Origin of the sequence: Dyadobacter sp. 676 (assembly GCF_040448675.1) — a bacterium.
Classification (GTDB): Bacteria; Bacteroidota; Bacteroidia; order Cytophagales; family Spirosomataceae; genus Dyadobacter.
The window spans coordinates 6,009,031-6,033,960 of the sequence record NZ_CP159289.1; the positions used below are offsets into that span (position 1 = coordinate 6,009,031).

The 24,930-nt window shown below is 54.5% G+C and carries 18 protein-coding genes; 6 read left to right on the plus strand and 12 right to left on the minus strand.

Annotated features, from left to right (window positions below; translation table 11 throughout):
- Nucleotides 1-17: 17 nt before the first annotated feature.
- Entirely contained in the window at nucleotides 18-716 is a 699-nt protein-coding gene (locus ABV298_RS26450; protein ID WP_353719140.1) for a DKNYY domain-containing protein, read from the minus strand.
- A gap of 272 nt (nucleotides 717-988) precedes the next feature.
- Between ABV298_RS26450 and ABV298_RS26455 the strand changes: the two genes are divergently transcribed.
- The 3 genes from ABV298_RS26455 to ABV298_RS26465 all read left to right on the plus strand — a co-directional run bounded on the left by ABV298_RS26455 (nucleotide 989) and on the right by ABV298_RS26465 (nucleotide 5,870).
- Nucleotides 989-4,609, plus strand: coding sequence for a histidine kinase (locus tag ABV298_RS26455; RefSeq protein ID WP_353719141.1), 3,621 nt, complete (start codon nucleotides 989-991; stop codon nucleotides 4,607-4,609).
- 3 nt (nucleotides 4,610-4,612) lie between these two features.
- Entirely contained in the window at nucleotides 4,613-5,377 is a 765-nt protein-coding gene (locus ABV298_RS26460; protein WP_353719142.1) for a LytTR family DNA-binding domain-containing protein, read from the plus strand.
- A 76-nt stretch (nucleotides 5,378-5,453) separates the two neighbouring features.
- On the plus strand, nucleotides 5,454-5,870 hold the full coding sequence (locus ABV298_RS26465) for a hypothetical protein (protein ID WP_353719143.1): 417 nt from the start codon (nucleotides 5,454-5,456) through the stop codon (nucleotides 5,868-5,870).
- Nucleotides 5,871-5,883: 13 nt separating this feature from the next.
- Here the strand turns inward: ABV298_RS26465 and ABV298_RS26470 are convergent, their stop codons facing one another.
- The 7 genes from ABV298_RS26470 to ABV298_RS26500 all read right to left on the minus strand — a co-directional run bounded on the left by ABV298_RS26470 (nucleotide 5,884) and on the right by ABV298_RS26500 (nucleotide 16,202).
- Entirely contained in the window at nucleotides 5,884-7,536 is a 1,653-nt protein-coding gene (locus ABV298_RS26470) for a glycoside hydrolase 43 family protein (protein ID WP_353719144.1), read from the minus strand.
- Complete coding sequence (locus ABV298_RS26475; protein WP_353719145.1) at nucleotides 7,523-9,208, minus strand: glycoside hydrolase family 28 protein; 1,686 nt, start codon at nucleotides 9,206-9,208, stop codon at nucleotides 7,523-7,525. Before ABV298_RS26475 ends, ABV298_RS26470 begins: the two co-directional genes overlap by 14 nt.
- Before the next feature lie 9 nt (nucleotides 9,209-9,217).
- Entirely contained in the window at nucleotides 9,218-10,864 is a 1,647-nt protein-coding gene (locus ABV298_RS26480; protein ID WP_353719146.1) for a RagB/SusD family nutrient uptake outer membrane protein, read from the minus strand.
- A gap of 21 nt (nucleotides 10,865-10,885) precedes the next feature.
- A complete protein-coding gene (locus ABV298_RS26485; protein ID WP_353723256.1) occupies nucleotides 10,886-12,955 on the minus strand; it encodes a SusC/RagA family TonB-linked outer membrane protein in 2,070 nt (689 codons plus the stop codon).
- Nucleotides 12,849-14,192 carry a TonB-dependent receptor plug domain-containing protein gene (locus tag ABV298_RS26490; protein WP_353719147.1) on the minus strand — a complete coding sequence of 448 codons (1,344 nt, stop codon included), beginning with the start codon at nucleotides 14,190-14,192 and terminating at the stop codon, nucleotides 12,849-12,851. The genes ABV298_RS26485 and ABV298_RS26490 overlap by 107 nt, the downstream gene beginning before the upstream one ends.
- 132 nt (nucleotides 14,193-14,324) lie before the next feature.
- Nucleotides 14,325-15,365: a FecR family protein gene (locus ABV298_RS26495; RefSeq protein ID WP_353719148.1), complete on the minus strand. Its 1,041-nt coding sequence runs from the start codon at nucleotides 15,363-15,365 to the stop codon at nucleotides 14,325-14,327.
- Between the two features lie 294 nt (nucleotides 15,366-15,659).
- Nucleotides 15,660-16,202, minus strand: a complete 543-nt coding sequence (locus ABV298_RS26500) for an RNA polymerase sigma-70 factor (protein ID WP_353719149.1) — start codon at nucleotides 16,200-16,202, stop codon at nucleotides 15,660-15,662.
- A 345-nt stretch (nucleotides 16,203-16,547) separates the two neighbouring features.
- Between ABV298_RS26500 and ABV298_RS26505 the strand changes: the two genes are divergently transcribed.
- The 3 genes from ABV298_RS26505 to ABV298_RS26515 all read left to right on the plus strand — a co-directional run bounded on the left by ABV298_RS26505 (nucleotide 16,548) and on the right by ABV298_RS26515 (nucleotide 18,869).
- A complete protein-coding gene (locus ABV298_RS26505) occupies nucleotides 16,548-17,852 on the plus strand; it encodes a Gfo/Idh/MocA family oxidoreductase (protein ID WP_353719150.1) in 1,305 nt (434 codons plus the stop codon).
- A 72-nt stretch (nucleotides 17,853-17,924) separates the two neighbouring features.
- Nucleotides 17,925-18,494: a Crp/Fnr family transcriptional regulator gene (locus ABV298_RS26510; protein WP_353719151.1), complete on the plus strand. Its 570-nt coding sequence runs from the start codon at nucleotides 17,925-17,927 to the stop codon at nucleotides 18,492-18,494.
- A 15-nt stretch (nucleotides 18,495-18,509) separates the two neighbouring features.
- Complete coding sequence (locus tag ABV298_RS26515) at nucleotides 18,510-18,869, plus strand: hypothetical protein (RefSeq protein ID WP_353719152.1); 360 nt, start codon at nucleotides 18,510-18,512, stop codon at nucleotides 18,867-18,869.
- 167 nt (nucleotides 18,870-19,036) lie between these two features.
- Here ABV298_RS26515 and ABV298_RS26520 read toward each other — a convergent pair whose 3' ends face one another.
- From ABV298_RS26520 to ABV298_RS26535, 4 genes are all read right to left on the minus strand, one after another.
- Entirely contained in the window at nucleotides 19,037-20,008 is a 972-nt protein-coding gene (locus ABV298_RS26520; protein WP_353719153.1) for a c-type cytochrome, read from the minus strand.
- Nucleotides 20,009-20,129: 121 nt separating this feature from the next.
- Nucleotides 20,130-22,607, minus strand: coding sequence for a sodium/solute symporter (locus tag ABV298_RS26525; RefSeq protein ID WP_353719154.1), 2,478 nt, complete (start codon nucleotides 22,605-22,607; stop codon nucleotides 20,130-20,132).
- Nucleotides 22,608-22,706: 99 nt separating this feature from the next.
- On the minus strand, nucleotides 22,707-23,642 hold the full coding sequence (locus ABV298_RS26530) for a dihydrodipicolinate synthase family protein (protein WP_353719155.1): 936 nt from the start codon (nucleotides 23,640-23,642) through the stop codon (nucleotides 22,707-22,709).
- 21 nt (nucleotides 23,643-23,663) lie between these two features.
- Entirely contained in the window at nucleotides 23,664-24,860 is a 1,197-nt protein-coding gene (locus ABV298_RS26535; RefSeq protein WP_353719156.1) for a sialidase family protein, read from the minus strand.
- Nucleotides 24,861-24,930: the final 70 nt, after the last annotated feature.

Genomic DNA, 24,930 nt, shown 5'->3' on the forward strand with positions numbered 1-24,930 from the left:
CATCGCCGCTATCGATGTCAGCCGAAGGCAGGCTGCATTGCCGTGTTAAAAACGGGTTGTCCGGAGCGGCTTTGAAAGTCGTCGCCATTGAATTCGTACACCCGGTAACGATCGGTGAAAATGCCGTTACCGGTATAATCAAAAGTATCTATGTCGGCGACGCGGTAACCTTTGCCGTGCGCGAAAACCTTGCAGCGATCCTTGTAGAAGCAGGTTTTCCGCCATTTGCCGATAAACCGGAAATTGCACGCATCTTCTGAAATCACCCGGTCGTCGAAATAAACGCGCTGGCTATCCTTGCTCAACCGTTCGTCCAGGCATTTGAAATTTTTCGCATCCGAAGACAGGGGATAACGGCCTTTGAAAACGTTGCGGTCGTCGCGACCGAGATCGCGGCCGAGGATGCGGAAATAAACCGGGTCCGCTCCGGGGATAGGCTTGCCGTCAAAGTATACATTCTGGAAGTCGCGGGCATAGCGCGACGGACCGGGACACCCGACCGGTCCGGCTGTAAGGACCTGGAACGTCCGGGCGTGCGCATCGGGAATCAGGGCCCGGGTACCCGTATTCTCGATGTAGTAGACGTGTTTGTTGTCGATCTGATAAGTTTCAAAAAAAGGCGACGGTACGGAGGAGCCGGTAACGGGACGTAGCAGGAAAAGGCTTGCGACGACAAGGGTCAGGTATACACTGGCTATCAGTAGCAGGATCAGCATGGTAGTATAGGATGAGGTTGAGTGTGACAAGGTTTATTTTTCACGGCGTCGGGAATGGCGCGGCAAAAGTGCATATCGGGATGTGCAACGTCCAGTATTAATGATGCAACGGCAGTTTTCGACTATTTACCGGTAAATAACAGAATAGGACGGTGCCTGAGAAACGGCTATTTGGGCCATTTCCAGGCCATTAGAGAATCTTACCGATAAATAAATAGGATAGTACTCTTGTATAGAATTGACGTATTTGGTCTTCAGATCGCGCATATTGGGTGCGAATCGTCAATGAAATCCTGCAAGCCGTGATGTTGTCCATTTCAAAGCTGGTCCGGGCTATGTTCCTTTTGGTGCTCTGTTTTTCAGGCAGAAATCTGGGCGCTCAGACGCTATTTCAGAATATCCGCTGGCAGGATGGCCTTAGTGCTAAACAAATCCGCTGCCTGTACAAGGACTCGTCCGGCTTCCTCTGGATCGGCACTTCTGCCGGCCTTGACCGCTACGACGGCGCCGTTGTACGGCGATTTCATGATCCCGACGGCGGGCAGAAGCATTTTGTGAATGCGATATGTCCATTCGTTGGAACGGATACACTCATGATCGGCCTCCGGCGGGGAGTGCTGCTGTTCGACAAGAAATCCGGCAGATTCTCGCGGGACCCGCGGTTCGACGCCCTTTCTCAAAAAAACATTGTGACCATCCGGAGCGACGACCGCCACCGGGTGTGGATCGGGGCTTCGGACGGAATCTATATGTACGACGGAAGGAAGCTCGACGCCATTACAGACGCTTTCCCCGATGCCCGCAGGTTCGATTTCCGGCATTTCGAACTGTCCGTCATGGTTTACGACACATTGAGGCGCGGCCTGTGGATAGGAGGGAACAAGCCACTTTTCGTCGATTTGAAAACGGACAAAGTCTATTTCAAAGGTAATAACCCGCTCCGCAGCCCGCTGCTGGAATCGGAGAAAGTGCGCGCCATTGCCGTTGACCGTTCCGGAAATGTCTGGTACGGAAGCGACAGCAAGCCTTCGCTTAACTACTGGAATTTCCGTACGGGAAAACTCGATACTTACCAGGCCCTGGACGGTAAACTGATCGGCGAGGGGTGCAACTTTATTTTTATCGACCGGCAGGACCGGCTGTGGGTTTCGACCTGGCTTTTTGCGGCATTCCTGAAAGAGCCCGGTCAGCCGTTCCGCAAAATCGAGTACAGCCAGGACCAGGCTTACACGATTGCATATGGGCACTTCCGCGATGCCATCGCCGATGCGCAGGGGAACGTTTGGCTGGGCACGATCAACGGCGTGAGCAAAACGTTACCCAAAAACCCCATCGAAGCCATTTACAAACTACCCAGTTTTCCCTTCTTTCTCGAAACGAATTTTGCCCACGCCAATTCCATTACCGTCGACGGCAAGATGATCATGGCTTGCAAGGAGGATGGAGTGGTTTTCTACAATACGGCCGACCGTACTTACCGGAAACACGTCACCCCGAGCAAAAGGCTGCGCAACAACCGGTTTGCGATGACGGCCAAAGCAGGGGATACCTGGTGGTTCGCCGGGTTCGACGGCATTTATTCGCTCGCTCCGGGACAAACCGTTTTGCAGCGTTTCGATCAAATGAAAAAAGGGTTGTCGTCTTACGAAGCCCCGTTCATTTTTCCGGACAAACAAGGTTATATCTGGTCCCACGTCATGGGCGACGCCATTTACCGCTATGACCCTATCCGGAAGACCAGCATCCGCTTCGACGGCACGGACCCGAAATACGGCCTCTTCGATTTTGCCGACGCGCAGGCGTTCGTGTTACTTGCCAGCGGCGACATTCTGTTTGCCATGCATGGGAAAGGACTCCTGCGCTACGACCCTGTGCGTGAGCATTTCACGCTGCTGGCGGCACCCCAGATCGCCGAGGAGCATATATATGAAATGCGGCAGGATAAAACAGGGAGGATTTGGGCGGCAACCGGTGCAAAAGGCATTCTGGAAATCGATGTAAATGGCCGGGTCCTCCGTAATATCAGCACGAAAGACGGCTTGCCGTACGATCAGGTTTCGTCGGTGGATATCGACGGCAGCGGGGTCGTCTGGGCGGCAACGCGCGAGGGCCTGGCGACTTACGACCCCGTGAGCAACAATGTGAGTAAGGTAGAGCTGGACCTGGGTAAAACCTTGCAGGATTACTGGAATTACGTAACGGTGGCCGGGGGCAAGATTTACGCCGTCATGCTGGATCATGTGGTTGTGATCAATCCCCGGCATTTTGCCTCGGTCCCGGTGCAGCGGCCGCCGGCGATCACTTCCGTCAAGATTTTCGGACAGGAAAGGATACAGGAACTAAAAGGAAATATGCTGAAACTGAAACCCGACGAATCGTTCGTCGCGTTCCAGTATGCTTCGCTCAGCCACCGTGACATTCCCTCGCTGCAATACAGCTACCAGCTCGTCGGACTGGACAACGACTGGGTGGCGGCGGGCCGTAACATTACAGCCTCCTATACCAACCTCCTTCCCGGCGATTATGTTTTCAGGGTGAGAAGTACCGACGAAAACGGGCGCTGGATGAAATCGGCGGGGGCGCTGCAAATCCGCGTATTGCCCCATTGGTGGCAAACCTGGTGGTTCTTGGCCGCCTGTGTTTTGGCCGCGGCCGGTATTATCTGCTGGGTGTACAACATCTATACGAAACGGCAGAGAAAGCGTGACCTCGACGAGACGATCGAATATTTTGCCAATAGTGTTTATGGCGATAATTCCGTTAATGAAATCTGCTGGGATATTGCCCGCAACTGTATTTCAAAGTTGCATTTCGAAGATTGCGTCGTTTATCTGCTGGACAAGGAGAGAGGCAAGCTCATCCAGAAAGCCGCATACGGACCGAAAAGTCCCAAAGAATATGAAATCCTCAACCCGATCGAGATACCGGTCGGCGAGGGCATTGTTGGCACTGCCGCCGCAACCGGCACGGCCCAAATCGTTGGCGACACTTCCAGGGACCCGCGCTACATTGTCGACGACCAGGCCCGGCTGTCCGAGCTGGCCGTGCCGATCCTGCACGAAGGACAGGTAATCGGGGTGATCGATTCGGAGCACCCGCGGCGGAATTTTTATAACAGTGACCACGTGCGTGTCATCTCCACCATCGCGGCGATCAGTGCCAACAAAATTACCGAAGCCATGGCCCGGGCCCAGGCGGAAAGGCAGGAAATTATGCTGCTTCGGATCAATAAAATGCTGGCGGAAAGTCAGCTGATGGCCTTGCGGGCACAAATGAACCCGCATTTTATATTCAACTGCCTTAACAGTATCCAGGAATGTATCGTGACCAGGAAATATGCGGAGGCAAGCAAGTATCTGAATAAATTTGCCAAGCTTTTCAGGCTGGTACTCAATAATTCCAGTAAAAATCTGGTGACCATCGCCGAAGAGCGGGATGTGCTGGAGTTATACCTTGAACTCGAACTGATGCGGTTCGGGCAGGGATTCACGTATTCGATTGACGTCGATCCCGAACTGGAAGACGATTATGTGCGATTGCCGTCGATGCTATTGCAGCCGTTTGTCGAGAATGGGCTATGGCACGGGCTTATGCACAAGGAAGGAGAAAGGCATATGAGAATCAGCTTCTTCCTGATCGGGCCGGAGCAGTTTGCGTGCGAAATCGAGGACAACGGCATCGGGCGGAAGAAATCCGCCGAAATGAAGCAAAATTCCTCACGCACGCGGGAACATGAGTCGCGTGGAATACGTATCTGTGAAGACCGGATCGACGTGCTGGCCCGCCAGGGCAACCACGCCAGGCTTGAAGTGATCGACCGCTATGACTCCGCCGGCAACCCGTCGGGAACGCTTGTCAGAATTGAGTTATCCACCTATTTATATCAAACCTAGACGATGATTAAAGCACTAATTGTTGACGACGAGCCTAAATCAAGGAATGTGCTGGCGTTTTATATCGAATCCTACGTGCAGGAGATACGCGAAGTGAAACAAGCCGAATCGGTGGATATTGCGCTGGAAATCCTGAAAACATTTCGCCCGGATATTGTTTTCCTAGATGTGGAAATGCCCGGTAAAAACGGCTTCGATTTCTTGCGGGCGTTAAAACAACCGACGTTCGAGGTGATATTTACTACCGCCTATAACCAGTATGCCGTACAGGCAATCCGGTTCAGCGCGCTGGATTACCTGCTCAAACCTGTCGATCCCGACGAGCTCCGGGCGGCAGTGGACCGGTTTCTTAAAAAACAGAATGTCCACCAGAACCCCGTGCTGTTTGACAACCTGGTCAGGAACATCGCCCACAAGCGTGCGAGCGAGTTCCGGCTTGCCGTGCCGTACCAGGATGGTGTTTCGTTCTTCACGCTCGACCAGATTATCCGGTTGCAGGGAGAGGGAAACTATACCAATATTTTTATCAAAAACCGTAAGCCGGTATTGGCAAGCAAAACGCTGAAGTACTATGAAGAAATGCTCACCGAATTCGGTTTTATCCGTACGCATAAGTCGCATCTTGTCAACCCCAAATTTATTGCCAAACTCATGGCCGACCACGACCTTGTCGAACTACAGGATGGCAGCCGGGTAGAAATATCCAGACGCAAGAAGGAGGAAGTGCTTTTGCAATTACCCCTGGGAAACCATCCACTCGATAAGTGAAAAGAACCGTTAAATCACTATTGTCGTACTTTGGAACATTGCCCACTTTCTTTGAAGCCATCGAATCCTACTGGCTATGGAGATATTGGCGATACGTATCGGGCAATTGTTGCTCATTTTATCACTCCTGTTACTGATCCTCGGCGGGCTCTGGTTCGCGCTGCGGTTTCGCCGCGTGATGCTGCTGCTGGCCGGTCGGGATATCAAAGAGGGGCAGGTGGCCGACGCCGTGGTATTGCTTGCGGAGGAACACCCGGCGTCCCGTTTTCAGGGTGAGGCTTATTACACGTTCCAAGTACATGTGAAGCCGGCCAGAGGCCGCAATTTTGTGACGGAAGTGCATGTGTCCAGCGAACATCTGCCACGCGTCCCCCAGGCCGGCGACCGCGTTTCGGTCAAATACAATTACACAGGGCGCAGGCGGACGGTCGTTCTGAACCTGGACAGTATCGGTTCCGAACAACCGCGCCGGCTTGGCGAAGACATTAATTGAATAGGTTTGATTTTTAGTGTGTTACCCTGAACCAGTCGTAATCCGCGTATCCCGAATCGTTTGTTTGCGTTTCGCGCGTGCAGAATAGCCCGACTTTCGCGCCGATCCATTTCCCCGCCTCCGCCTGAAACGTTTCGCCGACCGTTTTAAACCGGCTGCCATCCCCGCTGAACCCGAATTCGCATTTGCCACCTCTACTTACTTTTACACGCAGGTACAGGTCGCTCTCCGGTTCAAATTCTCCCAATATCCGCTCCGCTTCCGGTTTTCCGTCGGCGGCTTTAAGGCAGGTCGCGTAAACCAGCTCGGTTTTATTTTTGCCGCTTCGCAGGTAAATGCCGGCGTAGCTCAGCCCCATGATCACCAGTCCGGTCTTTTCGTTCGTCAGATTGGCATTCGGGGTGAATTTTAATCGGGTTGTGACCGTAAACTCTTCCGCCGGGAATTTTTGAAGAAGCAAGTTGGGGACATCCCACAGGTTCTTTGCATCCTCCGGGATTTTGTAAGAATACAATCTCAGGAAACCCGCCGCCGGCATGGCCCATATGCCTTTCGGGTTGGCTTGCCACTGCCATTGTTTTCCCAATGCACCCGTGTCGAATTCGTCGGATTCCGGCGGGGTTGCGAGCGGGTACTTTTTGCGGGTCAATGGTTTGGAATAGGTCAAAACCGGATCGCCGATACCATCGCCGTCGGGGTCGGAGCCGATTATCGGCCAATCGTCGACCCATTTCATGGGCTGCAAATGCACCACCCGGCCGTATTCGTTCTTGTCCTGAAAATGCAGGAACCAGTCTTCGGATTTCCCGTTCACCGGGCTGGTGGTTACCCAGGCTCCCTGGTGCGGGCCGTTGACACCCGATTTTCCTTCGGCCATTACCACTTTTCGCTCATAAGGCCCATACACGTTTTTCGACCGCAGCGCGATCTGCCAGCCCGTGGCTACACCTCCGGCAGGTGCGAAAATGTAGTAGTAGCCGTTTCGCTTGTAAAATTTAGGCCCTTCAACGGTCGGGTCGATCTTGTGGCCATCGTACACGAGCACCCCGGCGTCGGTCACTTTCGTGCCTTCCGCATTCATTTTCCTGACGGTAATTACACTTTTGATGCCTGCCCGGCTGCCCGCCCAGCCATGGACGAGGTACGCCTGGCCGTCGTCGTCCCACAGTGGGCAGGGGTCGATCAGCCCCTTGCCGGCTTCTACAAGCACAGGCTCTGTCCACGGGCCAGCCGCATTTTTGGCTTTAACTACATAAATACCAAAGTCCGGATCGGGATAATAGATGTAAAATTCGCCCTTGTGAAAACGAATAGCGGGCGCCCATACGCCGTTTCCATGTTGCGTTTTTTCAAAATGTTCGACAGGGACCTGGCGGGGCAGGGCATGGCCGATCAGCGTCCAGTTGACAAGGTCTCTGGAATGCAGCACGGGCAGGCCGGGAACCGCGTCGAAGCTGGAAGCGGTCATATAAAAGTCCTCGCCCACGCGGCAGGCGTCGGGGTCGGAGTAATCGGCGTGCAGCACCGGGTTTTTGTAGCGCCCGTCCTGCAAATCGGCGACCCACGTTTGCGAGACGGGATATTGGTTTGAAACAGGTTTGTTTTGTGCAAAAACAGAGGTCGCCAGCAATGTGCCGGCAACCCAAAAGTGACTATTTACCTTCATGAATGACGAGGCTTTCCTCCTGTGCTCCCTTTAAAAATTCCTTTACTTTTTGCGCTTTCGATGCGTCGGTATGCGAGATGCTGATGTTCCGGCTGCGTTCGCCATTGACCGAAATGAGCATTTCGCTCCGGTCGTTGTATTGCAGGTTGTCGAAACTGATGTTAGTTGCGTTATCGGTGAAAATGACCGGTTTCGAATGCCGGGTGATCAGTTGCACGTTCTTGAAACGGATCTGGTCGGCGTCGGTGAGTTCCATGCCGGTTTCCGCGGATAGCACCATGTTCTCCATTACTATATTGCGTACCGGCATCTCGGGTAACCCGCGCACGAAAACACCTTTTGTAGCGCCGTTGCACACGATATTTTCGAAATGCATGTCTTTGAAAACCGGCGTCCCTTCGTTAACCACCGGGCGCATATCGCGTTCGCCGTCGGTTGCGAACTTGACGAAATAGTAGAGATCGAAGAAAATCGCTTCCTGCCGGATGTCCTTCATATTGATATTTCGCGCATAAATTTTTTCCACCACGCCGCCGCGCCCGCGTACCGACTTGAAACGCAATCCTTTGTCGGTGCCCATGAACGTGCATTGCTCCACGAAAATATTCCGTGCGCCGCCACTCATTTCGCTACCTACCACAAACCCGCCGTGCCCCTGGTAAACGAGGTTGTTACGGATAATGCCGTTTTCGGTAGGAATGCCGCGTTTCCGGCCTTCCTCGTCCTTGCCCGATTTAATGCAAATCGCATCGTCGCCTACGTCGAGCACGCAGCCTTCGATCAGGAAATTCTTGCAGGACTCGATGTCCATCCCATCGCCGTTATGTGCATATTCCGGATTCTTGACACGGACGTTGCGGATCGTCAGGTCCTGGACCATCAGCGGGTGCAGGCACCATGCGGCCGAATTCTGGAATGTCACGCCTTCAAGCAGGACTTTCCTGCAATTGTTGAAAACCACCAGATTGGGCCGAAGGAAATCTTTGATGTCGGCAAAGTCGGCAGGTTTTTTGCCGGCGGTAAGCAGCATGCTCTTGTTTCCGATACTGGCTTTTTTGAACTGCTCGCTCGGGTACCAGGTCTTGCCGTCGTCTTTCAGCACCCCGCCCGAGGCGATTTTCTCTTTCCATTGCGGCTCGGTGAGCTGCGATTTGTGGACCGCACGCCAGACGTCACCATTACCGTCCACCACGCCGCGGCCGGTAATGGCCACATTTTCAAGGTCTTTGCCGGAAATGGGCGATTCGTTCCGCGCGGCCGCCTTTCCTTCATAAAAACCCTCGGTAAGCGCGTATTGCGACTTGTCGGCTGTGAAAAGCAGTGTGGAAGCCTCAGTCAGGTGCAGGTTTACATTGCTTTTCAGCTTAATAGGCCCGGTGAGCCAAAGCCCGGACGGAACCAGCACCACGCCGCCGCCATTCCTGCTGCACGCGTCAATGGCCTGGTTGATGGCTTTGGTATTGAGCGTATGGCCGTCGGGCACGGCCCCGAACGCGGTAATGCGTACCGTATCTTTTTTGAATATGGGCTGGCGGACCTTCGGAAGATTCGACCAGCTGTAAGCGGGCGCGTTTTGGGCGGATGCATCGAGGCACCCCAGTGCGGCTAGCGCAAATGCTGCCAGGCGTGTTTTGTAAGTCATAGCAAAAGTGCCTTCCAGTCGGGAAGGCATTTAAATGGATTATTGATAACCGGCATTCTGTTTGAACTCATCCTTGTTGACGACGGCGTCCAGCTGGGTTTGAGGAATCGGCCGGACAGTGTGGTGTTCCTGGATATTCACAGCATTGTCGGGTGCGAATTTCCTGACGCGCTCGATCAGTTTACCGGTCCGTTTCAGGTCGAACCAGCGCAACTGCTCGCCCGCGAGCTCGCGGGCACGCTCGTCGAGGATAAAGTCCAGCGTAATGTCCGCCGCTTTTACCTGCATTACGGCGGCTTTTCCGGGTTTTGCGGCGCGGGTACGCACCACATTCACGTATTGGGCCGCGGCCGCAAGGTCGCCCAGCTGCATGGCCGCTTCGGCGGCGATGAGGTATATTTCGGCCAGGCGTATCACGAACACGTCGCGTGCGCTCTGCGCTTCGTTCAGGCTGGCGCGGGTAGGGTCCATGAATTTGGACAGCGCAGGGTAGCGCAGGTTGTCCTTCACTGTCCCGTCGGCCTGGTAAATGTCGCTGCGGTCGTAAGTCTGGTATTTCCTGGAAGCTTCGATCGCGTCGGGAATTTCCTTTTTGGTACAGTAAACAGCCGTATCCCCTTTGGCAATGCCCGCTGGGAGCGTATTCGAATTGGCATACCACGATTCCATGAAACTACCCTCATAACGGGCGTCGTCAGCCGAGTACAGGTCGAGCAGGAAACGCGTGGGCATGTAGCGGTTGAACGGCCGGCCGTTGGCAATGTCGCGGGTCATGCCGGGGCGGTCGTCGTATTTCATCAAAAAGAGCAAATGTGCATTGTTGCTTCCGCGGCTGTGGCCATACGGGTTGAAAGTGGAATTGGCGAGATCGTTCAGCGCGAGGTTCGCGGAGTAATCCACGGCGTAAACCACCTCTTTGGATTTCAGATTGCTCATTTTCCATAAATCTGCATAATTGGCTTCCAACTGGTAGCCGTAATTTCCGTCCAAAACCGCCTTTGCCATTTCCAGGGCCTCTTTGTTCATGCCTCTTGTGAGGTACATTCTTGCCAGAAAAGCCTGCGCGGCGCCTTTGGTAACCCGGCCATATTGCGGCTGCGCGGCCGGAAGGTTATTGACCGCGATTTTCAGGTCCTCAAAAATCTGGTTGTAGAATGTCTCTACCGGCGTTTTGTTGGCGGTGGTGAGGATTCCGCTGGTTTCGGTGGTCGTGAAATGTACGCCTCCCCAGGTTTCCACGATGTGCCAGTAATAGAATGCACGTAAGAAACGCAGTTCACCCTCACGGACCGGACGCAATGCCGCCGAAAGTCCGGCGCCTTCGATACGGTTGATACCGCCATTGCAGAGATTAATCGCCGCATATAATTCCCGCCATTCGTTGGTAAGGGCCGCATTGCTGCCTTGTAAGTTTAAGTATTGGGTCAAATCGCGGTATACCTCGCCTGCGCCGCTGGTCCAGATGTCGGTGCCGGTTTCGGCGATATTGTAGCCTTCTTCCTTGCCATACCACCAGCGCTGGTAGGAATAGGCGGCGTTGACGAGCGTTTCAAAGCCTTCGGGCGTCGTAAATACCGTTTCGGCGGTCAGCCCCGAAGGATTGTATTCTTCCAGAACATTCTCACAGGAAAACAGCCCCAGCAGGGAAACCGCCATTAACCCTGTTTTCAATAGTTGTGATCTCATTGTCTTGACTGGTTTTAAGGGTTACAGGTTCACGTTCAGGCCAAAAACAAACAATTTCGTCATCGGGAAATTCTCCGATCCGCCGCGCTCGGGGTCATAATCGAGCCTGGTGAATGTGGCGAGGTTCTTGGCAGTGGCGTAAATGCGCAGGCCGCGGATAATCTTCCAGTTGAACTTGCTTACCGGGAGGTTGTACGCGAGCGTCACGTTACGTATGCGGGCGAAAGATGCGTTGCGGTAACCCAGGGTCGAGAGGTATTTCAATCCTGCATTCTTGTTGGGACGCGGGTATTCGTTGGTAGGATTCTCCGGTGTCCAGTAATCCAGACCGGCGGTGCTGTTTCCTACTCCTTGCTGATCGAAACGAGCATAACGGTCGGAGTTGATCATAGCGCCGATGCGGGCATAGATCATCACATTCAGGTCGAAACCCTTGTATTTAATGGTGTTGTCCAGGCCGCCGCTCCATTTCGGGCGAGGTGTTCCGAGGATCACGCGGTCGTTTACGGCGTCGATCTTGCCGTCGCCATTCTGGTCTTTTACCTTGATTTCACCCGGCAGCTGCGTGGGCGACATGGCCTTGGCGGCTTCGGCTTCGGAAGTTTGCCAGATACCGAGCTTCTCGTAGTCGTAGAACACGCTGATCGGGCTACCGATAAACCAGCCGTTGCCAATATCGTTGCCTTCGGTGACGAGTTCGGTGATTTCTTCCTTGTTTTTTGTGAATGTGAGGCTTGAATTCCAGGTAAAGTCGCGGGTGCGGACATTGGTGCTTCCCAGCACGACCTCGACGCCCCGGTTGCGGGTTTTACCGATATTTTGCTTTACGGTGGTAACACCTGTGGTTGGCGGCAGGCCCCGGTCGAGCAGCAGGTCTGACGTTCGCGTGTCGTAATAATCGATCGAACCGTTGATACGACCGTCGAACAATCCGAAATCGAGGCCCAGGTTTTGCGTGGCCGAAAGCTCCCAGCCCAGGGCGGTATTGCCGACATTGCGCGAGAAAGTGTAGGCCGGATAGGCCACCTCGTCGAACCCGAAAGCGATGCGGGTGAGGGTAGTCTGTGTCGCATAAGGCCCCGATGGGTCGTTCCCGGCGATACCGTAGCTCACACGCAGTTTCAGGTCGCTGAGTTTCCTGACGTTCTTCATAAAGCCCTCGTCGATGATCCGCCAGGCGAATGCGGCTGAGGGGAAGAATGTCCATTTATTGCCCGGCGCAAGTTTCGACGAACCGTCCTTGCGGGCCGTCAATGTCAGCAAATAGCGGTCTTTGAAACCGTAATTCACCCGGGCTGCGAACGATACCAGGTTGTTTTTGGAATACGCCGAATTGATTTTGATTTCCTCGGTAGCACTGCCCAGCGAATAGAACAACTGTGAGGGAATGAGCTGGTTGACGCCCGACGCCGAAGCATTGTCCGAAGTGGTTGCCAACGAACTGCCGATCCCGGTGAATGTAAAGCTGTGTTGTTCAAATGTTTTCTGGTAGGTTAAAACATTCTCCCAGTTGATGGTGCGGCCGTTCGATACATTATAGGTGGCGAGCGATTTGCCGGTGAGCGAGCGGTCGATGGATTTGGGCGAAGAATAGGCCCCGTTACGGGAATTCGACAGGTTGGCGCCGATCGTGCTGCGGAATGTCAGCCCTTTCAGCGGTGTGATTTCGATATAGCCGTTGGTAAGCGTGCGGGTGGTGAGGATATTGTTGTTGAAAACACCCGGCTGCTCGTCCGAAAGCGGGTTGGCCGTCTGCCCGTCGAGCATAATGAAATTGAAATTGCCTTGTTCGTCGTACAAGGAGCCCAGCGGACTGATCTTATTGGCCTGGTTCAGCGGGTCGCGGCGGATGCTCTGGTTATAATACGTCAGCTGGCTCTGCAAACCGATCTTCATCCAATCGGTCAGGGTGTAGTCCACGTTCAGGCGCGCGGTGTAGCGCTTCATTTCGTCGAGCTTTAAAATCCCTTTTTCATTGAAATAATCAACAGAAACGTAGGATTTGAGTTTTTCGGACCCACCGCGGAAACCCAGCTGGTAGTTTTGCTGGAAACCCGGGTGAATGAGTTCTTTCTGGTAATCGGTCCAGATGCCTTTTTTGCAGCGCGTCGTATTCGGCCACATTGGTAAAAATCGCGGGGTCGTCGGCCGGGCTGTTCCATACGCCAGCGGCACGCCATGCTTCCCGCTTGAAATCGCGGAACTCGGTGATGTTCATCGCGCGCGGGTACATGGTCACTTGTGAAAGGCCCGCGTAGGAATTGAAGGAAATGTCCGGACGTCCGCTTTTCCCTTTTTTAGTGGTGATCAGAATAACCCCGTTGGCACCGCGAGAGCCGTAGATCGCGATGGAGGATGCATCTTTCAAAACTTCCATGGATTCGATATCATTCGAATTGATATCCGCCAGGTCGCCGTACTGCACGCCGTCGACAATAATGAGCGGAGAGTTGTTGCCGCCTATCGAACGGTTCCCGCGGATGGTAATGTTTACACCGGCACCGGCCTGGCCGCTGCTGCGGGTAATGTCGGCTCCGGCGATTTTGCCCTGTACGGCATCGAGCACGTTGTTGGAAGGCACTTCCTTAAGTTGTTCGCTTTTGAGCTGAACCACCGAGCCGGTCAGGTCGCGTTTGCGGACCGCTCCGTAGCCGATCACAACCACTTCGTCCAATGCACCCACATCGGGTTTCAGCGCGATATTGAATATGGTTTGCGCGCCCAGCGCTACGTCCTGGCTTTGATAACCGACAAACGAAAACGTCAGCAACGCGGCCGGGTCGTCGGGTACGAGCAGGCTGAATTTGCCCTGGCCGTCGGTGGTGGTACCCCGGTTGGTGCCTTTCAGGATCACGCTTACGCCCGGAAGCGCCGCATTCTTCTCGTCGACGACTACCCCGGTGACGGTCCGGTCGGCGGTTTCGGGTTTTGCCGGAACGCCCGATTGCTCCCGAGTCAGGTTTTCGAGGACGATCTGCCCGCCTACGACGCGGTAAGTCAGGTTGAGCGGCGAAAGAATTTCGTCCAGAACCGCGTCCAGGCGCATTTTATTCACCTCCACATTCACGGTCCTGTCCACGTTCACACGCTCGGAGCTGTACACGATCCGGGCTTTGGTTTGTTTCTCGATGCTGCTGATAACCTTTTCGAAGCGCTGGTTCTGGAATTTCAACGTCACGAGCCTCGCCATCAGCTCCTGCTGGTTACCGGCCAGTACCGTTTGGCAAGCCATCAGGATACCGACTATCGCCCCGAACAGCAATTTACGGGGCATATCGGTACCCCGGCAATTGGAAAGGCTTGAAAGTAAAGGTTCTGTTTTTTTCATACCTTTAAATGTTTTATTGAATGGACATTTGATAAAATGAAAGCTCCGGCCCGAACCGATTCGCTGTCGGTTCCGCAGGACTAATCTGACGCTGGCCCATGTTCGCTGCATGGCCAGCGTTTTTCGTTACGGCTATGTCTTCATAGGTTGGCAGTTGGGTTTACGCGTTTGAAATGCCTGTGTCCCGCGGGGCTTGCAACCCGGTCCGGAAATGCGGATGGCCGGGCCCCGGATCTTGTATGACCCGCCCAGGGCGGCGCAAATAATGTCGAGCTGGGTGAAAAGCGGTTGCCCGCTCAGGTCGGCGGTCAGCGGGCAGTTCAATACAGGCTGGTTCTCCACCTGCACGTCCACGCCCCAGGCGTCGCGCAGGTGTTGCATCACCTGCGAAAGCGGCGCATTGCGGAACCGGAACGAGATATCCGCATCGAGCAGTCGGGGGTGTTCGGCCAGTCCCGCGGCGAACTTCCCCGCGGTGCGATCGAATGTGGCGGTGTGGTTGGGAGTGATCAGCATATCCACGGCCTCTTCGCCGCTCCGTTCGCTGTACACCGACACCAGGCCCGTTACCACTTCCACCGTCGTTTGCCGGCCTTCCGCCGCCGTACTGACGCGAAAACTCGTTCCCAGAACTTTGGTAGTAACCTCTCCCGAGTGCACGTAGAACGGCTTTTGACGGTTCCTGCGAATGCTGAAAAAGCCGTTTCCTTTCAGTATGACTTCCCTTTTGCCCTTTTCGAAGCGGGCCGGATAACGCAGCGAGCTGCCGGGACGAAGCTCTACCACACTGCCGTCTTCGAGCGTAACTGGCAGTACATTACCGCCGTCGTTCCGTTTTTCTTCCCAGGCATATGCCACGAGCGGAACGTGACGGTTTGTGCGCTTTCCGATGAAGAAAAAGGCCACCAGCACCAACGCGGCCGCTATGGCCGCCCACCGGAGGTAGGCGGATCGAAATGGACTGGTGCGCGTGGGCAGATCGGGGAGACAGGCTTTCTCCTGCATTCCGGCCCAAATCCGTTGCCCGACGTTGTCCAGCGAGTCGTCGGAGATTTGATCGGCATTCTCGTTTTCGAGCAGCGCAAACCAATGCTCGACCAGCTGTTTTTCCTGCTCGGTACATCGGCCTTTCCGATATTTTTCCAATAATGCTGCGAATTGTTCCCGGTTCATCGGCCCTGGTGGCGGCTTGCTTTTAATCAGTAGTCAAATGCAGGCGCCGCGATCCGCAAAAATTTTTAAATATTATTGGATAAATTATGTGGAAGTGGTGATTTGTGTAAGATAATCTTTCTTTTGTTCAACGAAGAGCGTGGCGACCCTGCCTGGACGCCCGCCGTTCGCAGGGAAGGCCTTATCAACCTGGTCGTTACATGCCCAGGGGCATTAGTGGGGGAAGGGCACAAGGTTGCTACCGATATTTCATGCCTAACGGCATTGCCGCTAAACTTCCCTTTCTCCCTTCCCCTACAAATAACTTTCCAGATAAGAACGCAGCGCCTTCACAACAAGGCTCAGGTGATGTTCCACCGTGCGTTGGGGCATTCGGATTTGGGACGCTATTTCTTTGGTAGTGCGGTTTTCGAGGCGGTGGAGGCGAAAAATAGTCTGTGACTTTTCAGGAAATTGCCGCAGCCGTGCCTCGATATTGTGCATGAGCTCGCTTGCATTCAGCTGTTCTTCGGTCGTGCAGATGGAATCCGAATGCTCCGCGAACGCGTGGGCCAGGTATTTTTCATGCACCAGGGCCGATTTGAAATGATTGATGCAAATGTATTTAACCGACGTCACAAGGTAAGCTTCCAGGTTTTCGATCTGCAACTCGCCGCGACGTTCCCACAAGCGCAGGAATACATCCTGAACGATACTTTCCACGGTCTCGCGGTCGTCGATTTTGCGAAGTGCGAGCAGGTACATTTTCTTCCAGTAACGCTGGTAAACCTCCCGGAAAGCCATTCCGTCGTCGTCCCGCAGGGCTTCGAGGAGTTGTACGTCCGATAGGGATTTCATGTTCATGGGCGGCTCGCCGGTCGGTTTGGCGGATGTCAGGATGATCGATCGAATTGGATTTTTCCAGGATGCGCGTATTTGCGGGTCCCTGTCCGGACTTAATTTGAATTCATTTTTGATCGCGACCAATGCAAAAGCCCGATTTTTTTACGCAGACGTTGCCGGGAACGTTGTCAGTTCGTGTTTTTATAGGGAAAGCCATACTTTTTCCCGGCAACGCAAAATTACCCGGCCAGATTTGTCAGATTGACATTTGAAATATTGCAAGAATAGTTTGTGAGAAAACACCGGTAAAAGTCGGCCGGACAGTGCTTTGATTTGGGCTATTCATTACCTTGATCTGTCATGACTATTTCCAGAAGAAAATTCATTGCGTCGGCTGCCGCGGGTGCGGTGGTTTTACCGGATGCCGCCGGTTTTGCGTATGCACGCCGGCCGGTTCGTTCGGCGGCCGACAAGATTCGCGTCGCGGCGATCGGGATCAACAGCATGGGCTGGGCCGACATTAACGCCGTGATCAAAAATCCCGGCGTCGAATGCGTCGCGCTTTGCGATGTCGACCGCAATGTGCTCGACAAGCGTGCGGCCGAACTGGCGGCAAAGGGCATCCGGGTGAAAACGTACGGCGATTACCGTAAGATTCTAGAAAACAAGGATGTAGACGCCGTAGTGATCGGTACTCCCGACCACTGGCATTGCCTGATGATGGCCGAAGCGTGTGAAGCGGGCAAGGATGTGTACGTTGAGAAGCCCATCGGTAATTCCATTGCCGAATGCCGCGCGATGGTGGCCGCACAGGAGCGCCATAACCGGGTGGTACAGGTAGGCCAGTGGCAGCGCAGCCAGCGGCATTTTCGCGATGCGGTAGATTTTGTGTATTCGGGCAAGCTGGGTAAAGTAGGGCTTGTAAAAGTTTGGGGATATTTTAATTACGGAAATCCGATCCTGCAACAGCCCGACGGCACGGCTCCGGCCGGGGTCGATTACGATATGTGGCTCGGGCCGGCTGCCAAACGGCCTTTCAATCCGAACCGCTTCCATGGCTCGTTTCGCTGGTTTTGGGATTATGCGGGTGGCATCATGACCGACTGGGGCGTGCATTTGCTCGATTATGCATTGCTGGGAATGAAGGCAACGGCCGCTCCCCGAAGCGTGAGCGCCAGTGGTGCCATGCTTCGGAATCCCGGCGCCGAAACACCGGACACGCTTACCGCCCTTTTTGAATATGGCGATTTTAACATTCAATGGGAACATGTGATCGGCTACGGCGCGGGCATTTACAACCGGCAGCACGGCATCGCGTTCCTCGGTGAAAACGGCACGCTTATCGTCGACCGGAAGGGCTGGGAGGTGGTACCTTATGAAAACCGCATGGAAGCGGTCCCTCTCCGGCAATCGTCCGACAACGGCGTCGACGAGCACGCCCGCAACTTTGTGGAGGTAATCCGGTCGCGTCGTATGGAAGACCTCCACGCTCCGATACGCGTAGGGGCGGAGGCGGCGATCCTTTCGCAAATGGGTAATATCGCTTACCGGACCGGGAGCGCACTCCGCTGGAATGCGCAGAAGGGCGAATTCGACGATAACCCGGAAGCTAACAAGCTGATCGGCAATGCCTACCATAACGGTTACAAAATGCCGGGGACATAGCCGTTCAGGAATTTGAAGTGAGTAAATAGGGGAGGAAATGGTATTTTTGAAGGTGTCCATCCTCTAAACCACATGAGAGTACTTTCCAATCTGACCAAACTCGTCGACCCCTCCGAGCAGGAGCTGGCGATGATGAAAGAGCGCATGTGCCTGAAAACGCTTCGGAAAAACGAGCATTTTGTGCGGCAGGGCATCGCTTCGCAGGAAATAGCGCTCGTCGAGAAAGGGACGATGCGGCTTTATATAGAAACGCCCGACAAGGAAATTTGCAAGGATTTTTTATTTGAAAACTCCGTGGCATGCTCCTACGACGGTTTTTTCTTCGGGCAGCCGTCGCGCGTCAGCATTCAGGCGTTGCAGGAAACGCAGCTGCTTGTTTGGACAAAGGAAGATTCTCATTATCTGTACAAGACCTGCCCGGGCTGGCAACGTTTCTGGAACCTGCTGGTGGTAGAACAGCTCATGAAAACCGATTACCGCGAAACGTCGCTGCTCAAAGATTCGCCGGATGTGCGTTTTCGTAACATTCTGGAAGAACACCCGGTGCTTTTTAGCAGGATACCTCTGCAATACATCGCCAGCTACCTGGGCATTACCCGCGAAACGCTCAGCCGCTACCGGAGCCGTATTCTGAACGACTAACATGCCATCCTCCCTATGAAAACCCCGAATACAGAACCCGCCGTTGCGTCCGTTGTCCAGATCCGGAAATTCCACAACGCCGAAGGCCGCATCCACGCCGTATTGAGCTACAACTCGTCCCGGAATTACCTGCTGATGAAATGGATCGGCTATTCCACCGATGCTGAAATCGTCACCGCTTTGGAAGAAATGAAGCAATGGCATCAAACGACCGGCAAAGCGCGTGGCTGCCGCTTTCATGTGCACGATACAAAGGAAATCGAAGGCTCCTGGGCCGGAACGATGGAGTATATCTGCAACGACTTCTTTCCCGAATGTCGTCGCGCCGGTTTGTCGTGCAATATCAGCATTGTTTCCCCCCGACTTTTTCTCTAAAATGGCCTCCCTGACATTGCTGAACAGGCCGGGAACCGTGGTCCCTACAACGGTGGTGAATACACTCAGGGAGGCCGAGAACCTTATCTCCGGGCGCTACGCGGTCTCTGTCTGAGTTTCAGCCGCCGGCGATGTTCAACGCCGGGCAGCGCCGGAGCGTCTGTTACTTAGTGCATCTGGTAGCGATCTACGTGGTTTTCGATAGGTTTAACCGTTTGGAGGTAAGCATAAATAGCGTTCAGGTCAGATTCTTTCATTCCCGCGTACATGGTCCATGGCATCGGGGTGTTGGGTTGGGAAGCGGGCACTGGCGATGCCACGTAGCCCTGAGCCGCGAATGCCTTGAAGCGGTTCACAAAATCCGATGCCGTCCAGTTGCCGATACCGGTTTGCTTGTGCATGGTAATGTTGGGCGAAACCACTACGCCGGCCGGACTCTTAAACGCCATTCCTCCCCCAAGCTCCGTGCCCGGAATCACGCTGCCTTTGTCGGTTTTGCTGTGGCAGTCAACGCAGCCGGTCGCATTGACCAGGTATTTGCCGTAAGCCACTACGTCCGCCGTGTCGGGCCGGGGCGACAATTCGGCTTTGGCGGGCATGGTGTTGATGATAAAATTAACCGGGAAATCGGCCCGGGATTCCGGTACATCTTTCTCCACGGGCGGTAACGTGCGGATATACGCGATAATCGAGAAAATATCCTCCTGATCCATCCGCCCGAAGCGGTGGTAGCCCATGACCGGGAAAAGCGCCTTGCCGTTCTTGCTGACGCCCGTGGTGATGGCGCGGAAAAGTTCGCCGTCGGTCCAGCCGGCCAATGCGTACGGCGTAATGTTCGGCGCATAAAATGTGCCGGGAAACCCCATCTGCTGGTCAAAACGCTCTCCGCCTGCGCCCTGGCCGGTGGTCATCATCGGCCCCGCGAACCTCGACCAGTCGCGGCTGCTGTGGCAGTCCATACAAACCGTGACATGGTTTGCCAGGTAACGGCCCCGTTCCACCCGCGCGGCTGTCTTTTCAATTTTGATGTCCGGTGCCTTGCCGGTGTCGGGTAACGCCAGTTTTACGTAAGTGGCTGCGAAGCAAACGAGTAGTGCGATTGTGGCAAGCGCATATCCTGCCCACCTTAGAATTTTCATGGCTGATTAGATTTAAGGAATACCTGTTTCGTACGTAGCGCCCCATTTCCCGCCGGGGATTGGATTGCGGTTCAAAAATAGAAGCGTTACGGCCAAAACGATTTGATCCAAATCACAAAAATCAGGCGGATCGAGTAACCGGTACGGCCTTGCTGACGAGCCATCCGAAGACCACGCAGCCAAATATGCCCACGCCGGGGTACAGAAAGAAATGCACCCACCCGTTGGCCTGAACAAAATAGAGTAGTACCGCGCTCAGGAAAAAACCGGCCAGGATACCCGTGCTGTTGATCGAAGGGAAAAATATCCCGGCTACAAACATTCCCGCCAAGCAACCGCCGAATATGCCGATCAGTTTCAGGTATTCGTCCCAGATACTATTGTTTTCCATAAAAACGAGCCAGATCGCAATGCCGATTCCGGCCGCGCCTAACGCGAGGGTGATGTAGCGTGCGAAGCGGAACCGTTGCAAATCCGTAGACCCGGGTGCGAAATGGCCGAAGAAATCGGTCGTGACCACCGTGGCAATGGAATTCATGGAAGAACTGATGGTAGACATCGTCGCAGCGAACAGCCCCGCTATCACAAGTCCGCGCAGGCCGGCGGGCAGTCGGGTGGAGATAAACCAGGGAAAAATGTCGTCCGTCCGGGCCATGGTGTTCAACAGCTGGGGCGATTGTTTGAAATACACCCATAATGCGGTCCCGACAAGGAAAAATATCAATGTTGCGGGAATTACCAGAAACGCATTGGTCCAGATCGAGCGCCGCGCTTCGGCTTCGGTGGGTGTGGTAAGGTAACGCTGCACCACCACCTGGTCGGACGTGTAAGTCACGATCTGCGTCAGGAAATTCCCCACCAGCACCACCCAAAGCACCGGCTCGGTAATGGCCCAGCCGCTGTTGACCATGTGGAATTTGTCTGCCCGGCTTGCCTGTTCAAAGAACGAACCGAATCCGCCAACCGCGTCGGCGATGAAGAACAGGCTCAGAAATGCGCCGCCAAGTAGTACGCCTACCTGCATTACCTCGGTCCATACGACCGCTTCGATCCCCCCGGAAATGGTATAGGCGGTGGTAATCAGGCTGGTGAGCATAATGCAGAGCATCAGGTTCATACCGGTGACCGTGCTCAGCACCAGCGCGGGCAGATAGATAACAATGCCCAGCCTTCCGACCTGAAAAACGACAAATGTGAAGCTGCCAACCAGTTTGACCGTTTTATTGAACCGAAATGCAAGGTATTCATATACACTGGTGATGTTCAGTTTACGAAAATAGGGCAGGAAAAACCAGATCACGACCGGCGCCACGACGACGATCATCGCATTGGCGAAAATGTAGGTCCAGTCGGTGGCATAGGTTTTCGCAGGAATGGCGATGAATGTGAGCGCGCTCAGTTTGCTGCCGAAAATACTTAACCCGGCTGCCCACCAGGGGATATTCTGTCCTCCGAGAAAGAAATCGTCGGTGCTGGCGCCCATCTTGCGGGAAACATAAATACTGATGCCGAGTACAAGCAGGAAGTAAACCGATACTACCGTCCAGTCGGCCCCATTGAATGTGCCGGTGCTCGATACCGGGCTGCCTTCCGTCACGCGCGGCGTACGGATACCTGGCTGTACCTCCCCTGAGGGAATCACCGGCAGACCGTTCCACGTTACGAGCGGCGTGGTAACCGCCGCTTTACCTTCGGGATATATGCCAAGCGGTGCCCAGGTGTCGGTAATGGTGTGGTATGCCAAGATCTCCCTGCGGAAACCGGGATGGTTTTCTTTCAGCTCCATCACCCGGTTTGCATAAGTACCATCGTCACCACCTATCACGAGCAGGTGCGACTGCCCGGCCGCATACGCAGGCGAGGGGGCGGCCGCTACCGCGTTGGGTAGGCCGGCAATGCGTTTCCAGCTTTTGGAAACGGGATTATAGGCAAGGCACTCTTTCAAATAGGTGCGCCGGGCGGCTCCGGTGGTAACATTATAATGTAACCCGACTCCGCTGAACAGAAAGAAACGGCCATCCTGCGCGCCGGCAACGCCTAGCATGCGGCCATCTCCGGGTATGGGCGGTAGTTCGTTCCATTGTTTTTTGCGCAGATCAAACTCCCAGAAACGGTTGGACGCATTGGTATCGGACGGTGCCACGGTGCCGCCCGCAATGTATATTTTGTCGTCCAGCAGCGCCCCGGAAGCATAGGCAAGCGGGATGGGCAAAGCAGGCAAACGAGTGACGTCAATGCGTCCGTTTCGCCAGTTTAGAATGAATGCTTCGCTGTAATGCCTCGTACCGTCGGCACCGCCCATGCAGAAAACGCCTTCGGGAGTCGTGAGCGAAATGCCATAACCCATCGCATGGGGCAGCTTGCCCGCTTTTTTCCAGCGCCCCGATGGATTTTCGAGTACAAAAATATCGTCATGCCACGTTTTGGGCGCCGTACCCCACGGCCCGGCATTACCCGGAAAATTGGCACCGCCCGCCACAACCAGTGCGTCGTTGCCGACACCCGCATAAGCCCCGGCTAAGCCGACGGCGTCGGGAAGCGGCGGCAGGTTTTTCCACTGCAATAGCGAAGGACCGGCGCGTTCGGCACTGGCGACCATAGTTTGCAGAAAAAAGTCAAGACAAAGAAGAAACGGACCATCAGGTATCAGTCATTCAGGTATTTCTCATTCCACGGCGGCTCATTCACTCACGGCGGATCATTCGGTAATGGAACGCTCGGCGTTTAGCTGATCAAAAAAGCCGATGCCCGCCAGTTGGCGTCGCAACGCTTCATATTGATCGTCGGGCAGGGCAGTAAGCGGCAGGCGACAGGGGCCCATGTCGAAACCGAGCATTTTCATCACGGCTTTTTGCGCGGGGATAGGGGGATACTGCACGACGATCCGCACCATTTCGACGCAGAAAAGCATTTGTCTTCGCGCTCTTTCCATATCGCCCGCTTCGAAATACTCCCGCACTTTCAGGTAAAAAGGTGCCGCGAAGTTGAACGTACTGCCGATCGCCCCTTTCGCCCCCATTGCCAGTGCCGGCAAATGGTTTTCATCGAAACCGTACAAAACGTCATATCTGCCCTGGTCGAAGTTCAGGCATTCCTGGTATTCCCAAAGCGTGGCCGCCGTATATTTTATGCCTGCGAAGTTTGGAATCTGCTTTTTTGCAATGCCCATCAAATCCAGCACATCCACCGAAAAACCGGTAAGCGACGGAATATGATAGTAGTAGAACGGCAGCTGGGGCGCCCCGGCTGCAATATCGGTCATGCAATCGGCCAGGTTTTGGACCGATGTGGGCTTGAAATAAAATGCCGCTACCGACGAAATGGCGTCGGCACCCGCTTCCTGTGCGTGGCGCGCGAGCTTGCGTGCTTCCGCAATGCTGGCGTGCCCTACATGCACGATGTTGCGCAACCGCCCTTTCCCCGCGTCGATCACCGTTTCGGCAATCCGCATGCGCTCTTCGAGCGTGAGGTTAGGGCCTTCGCCATTGCTACCGCAGATGAAAATGCCCGATATGCGGCTGCTGATCAAATGCTCCGCCAGTGGCGGCAACAGCTCGTAGTGGACCGAGCCGTCCGAATGGAAGGGCGTAAAAAGTGCGGCAATGAGGCCGTCGGTGTGCTGAATGGTGTTCATATTAACGCTTAAACTGGAAATTCAGGGTTTGCGGTCGCCGAAAAGCCACCCGGGCGCGATCGTTTGCAAGACGATCTGCTCATAGGCACCGGTTTTGCCGGCTTCGTAAAGGCACAGGATTTGGCCGTCGGGCAATACGGCCATGCTCGAATAGGCGGACGGGCCTGGGCAAATGGTTTTGATGACCGGCCAGGTTTTGCCTTCGTCGAAGCTCGCCCGTATGGTCAGGTTATGGCGCTTGCCGGTGCTTGCGGGATTCAGAAACAATATCGCGCCCGCTTTTTTCGCATCCGGCCATTCGTACCGGATAACCGACGCCTGACATACCGGTTCCACCAGTTCGGGAACGTCCTCGGGCGCCGTCCAGCTCACACCGCCGTCGTAGCTGACCGACTGTGCCCGGCGGCCGCGACCAAAATACGAGCGCATGTTCATCAGGAGCGTGCCGTTGCCGTCGGCTATTTCAACTACCTGGCATTCGTTCATTTTCGGTGTGATGGAACCGCCTAGCTGCCATGTTTTGCCATGATCGTCGCTGTAAATCGCATGCGCACCGTATTCGAACGGCCCGTTGCGTACTTTGCCGTTCGGATCGTCGTAACTGAAATCGCAGGGGATTACCAGGCGTCCTTTGTGAGGGCCGTTTTTGATTTGTATCCCGATACCCGGTCCGGTCGCATACCAGCCCCATTCCGGTTTTTTGGTGGTTTGTGTTATTTCAACCGGTTTTGACCAGGTAATACCGTTGTCCGAACTGCCGGATAGCCATACGGTCCGGGTCGACGTGGATTTTTTGGTAATAATGTCGCTTTCCGACACGTCGCCGCGGTTATGGGTGAGCAGAAGCAGAATTTCGCCGGTTTGCTCGTCGAGTACGGGGCAAGGGTTGCCGCAGGTATTGGCCCCGTCGTCCCACACTACCGTTTGCGGGCCCCAGGTTTTTCCGTTGTCGGTAGAGCGTTTCATCAGCAGATCGATATCCCCGGCATCGGCTGCACCGTCCTTCCGGCCTTCGCAAAAGGCGATCAATGCCCCGTTTTTTGCCCTGATGAGCGAAGGAATGCGATAACTTTTATAGCCATTTTCCCCCGCTACAAATAACGCTCGGGTTTCGGGAACATCCCGGGCCATAGTAGCGGGCGGCTGCCACGCTTTCGACCCGGACGGCAGGAACTGCCATGTGCAGCACAAAAGGGCTATCGCGTATGTTTTCTTCATGGCGGTTCGGCAATATGCAGGCGCTATGTCTATTAGTAGTTATGTACTACATAAAAAGATAAATGTAAAG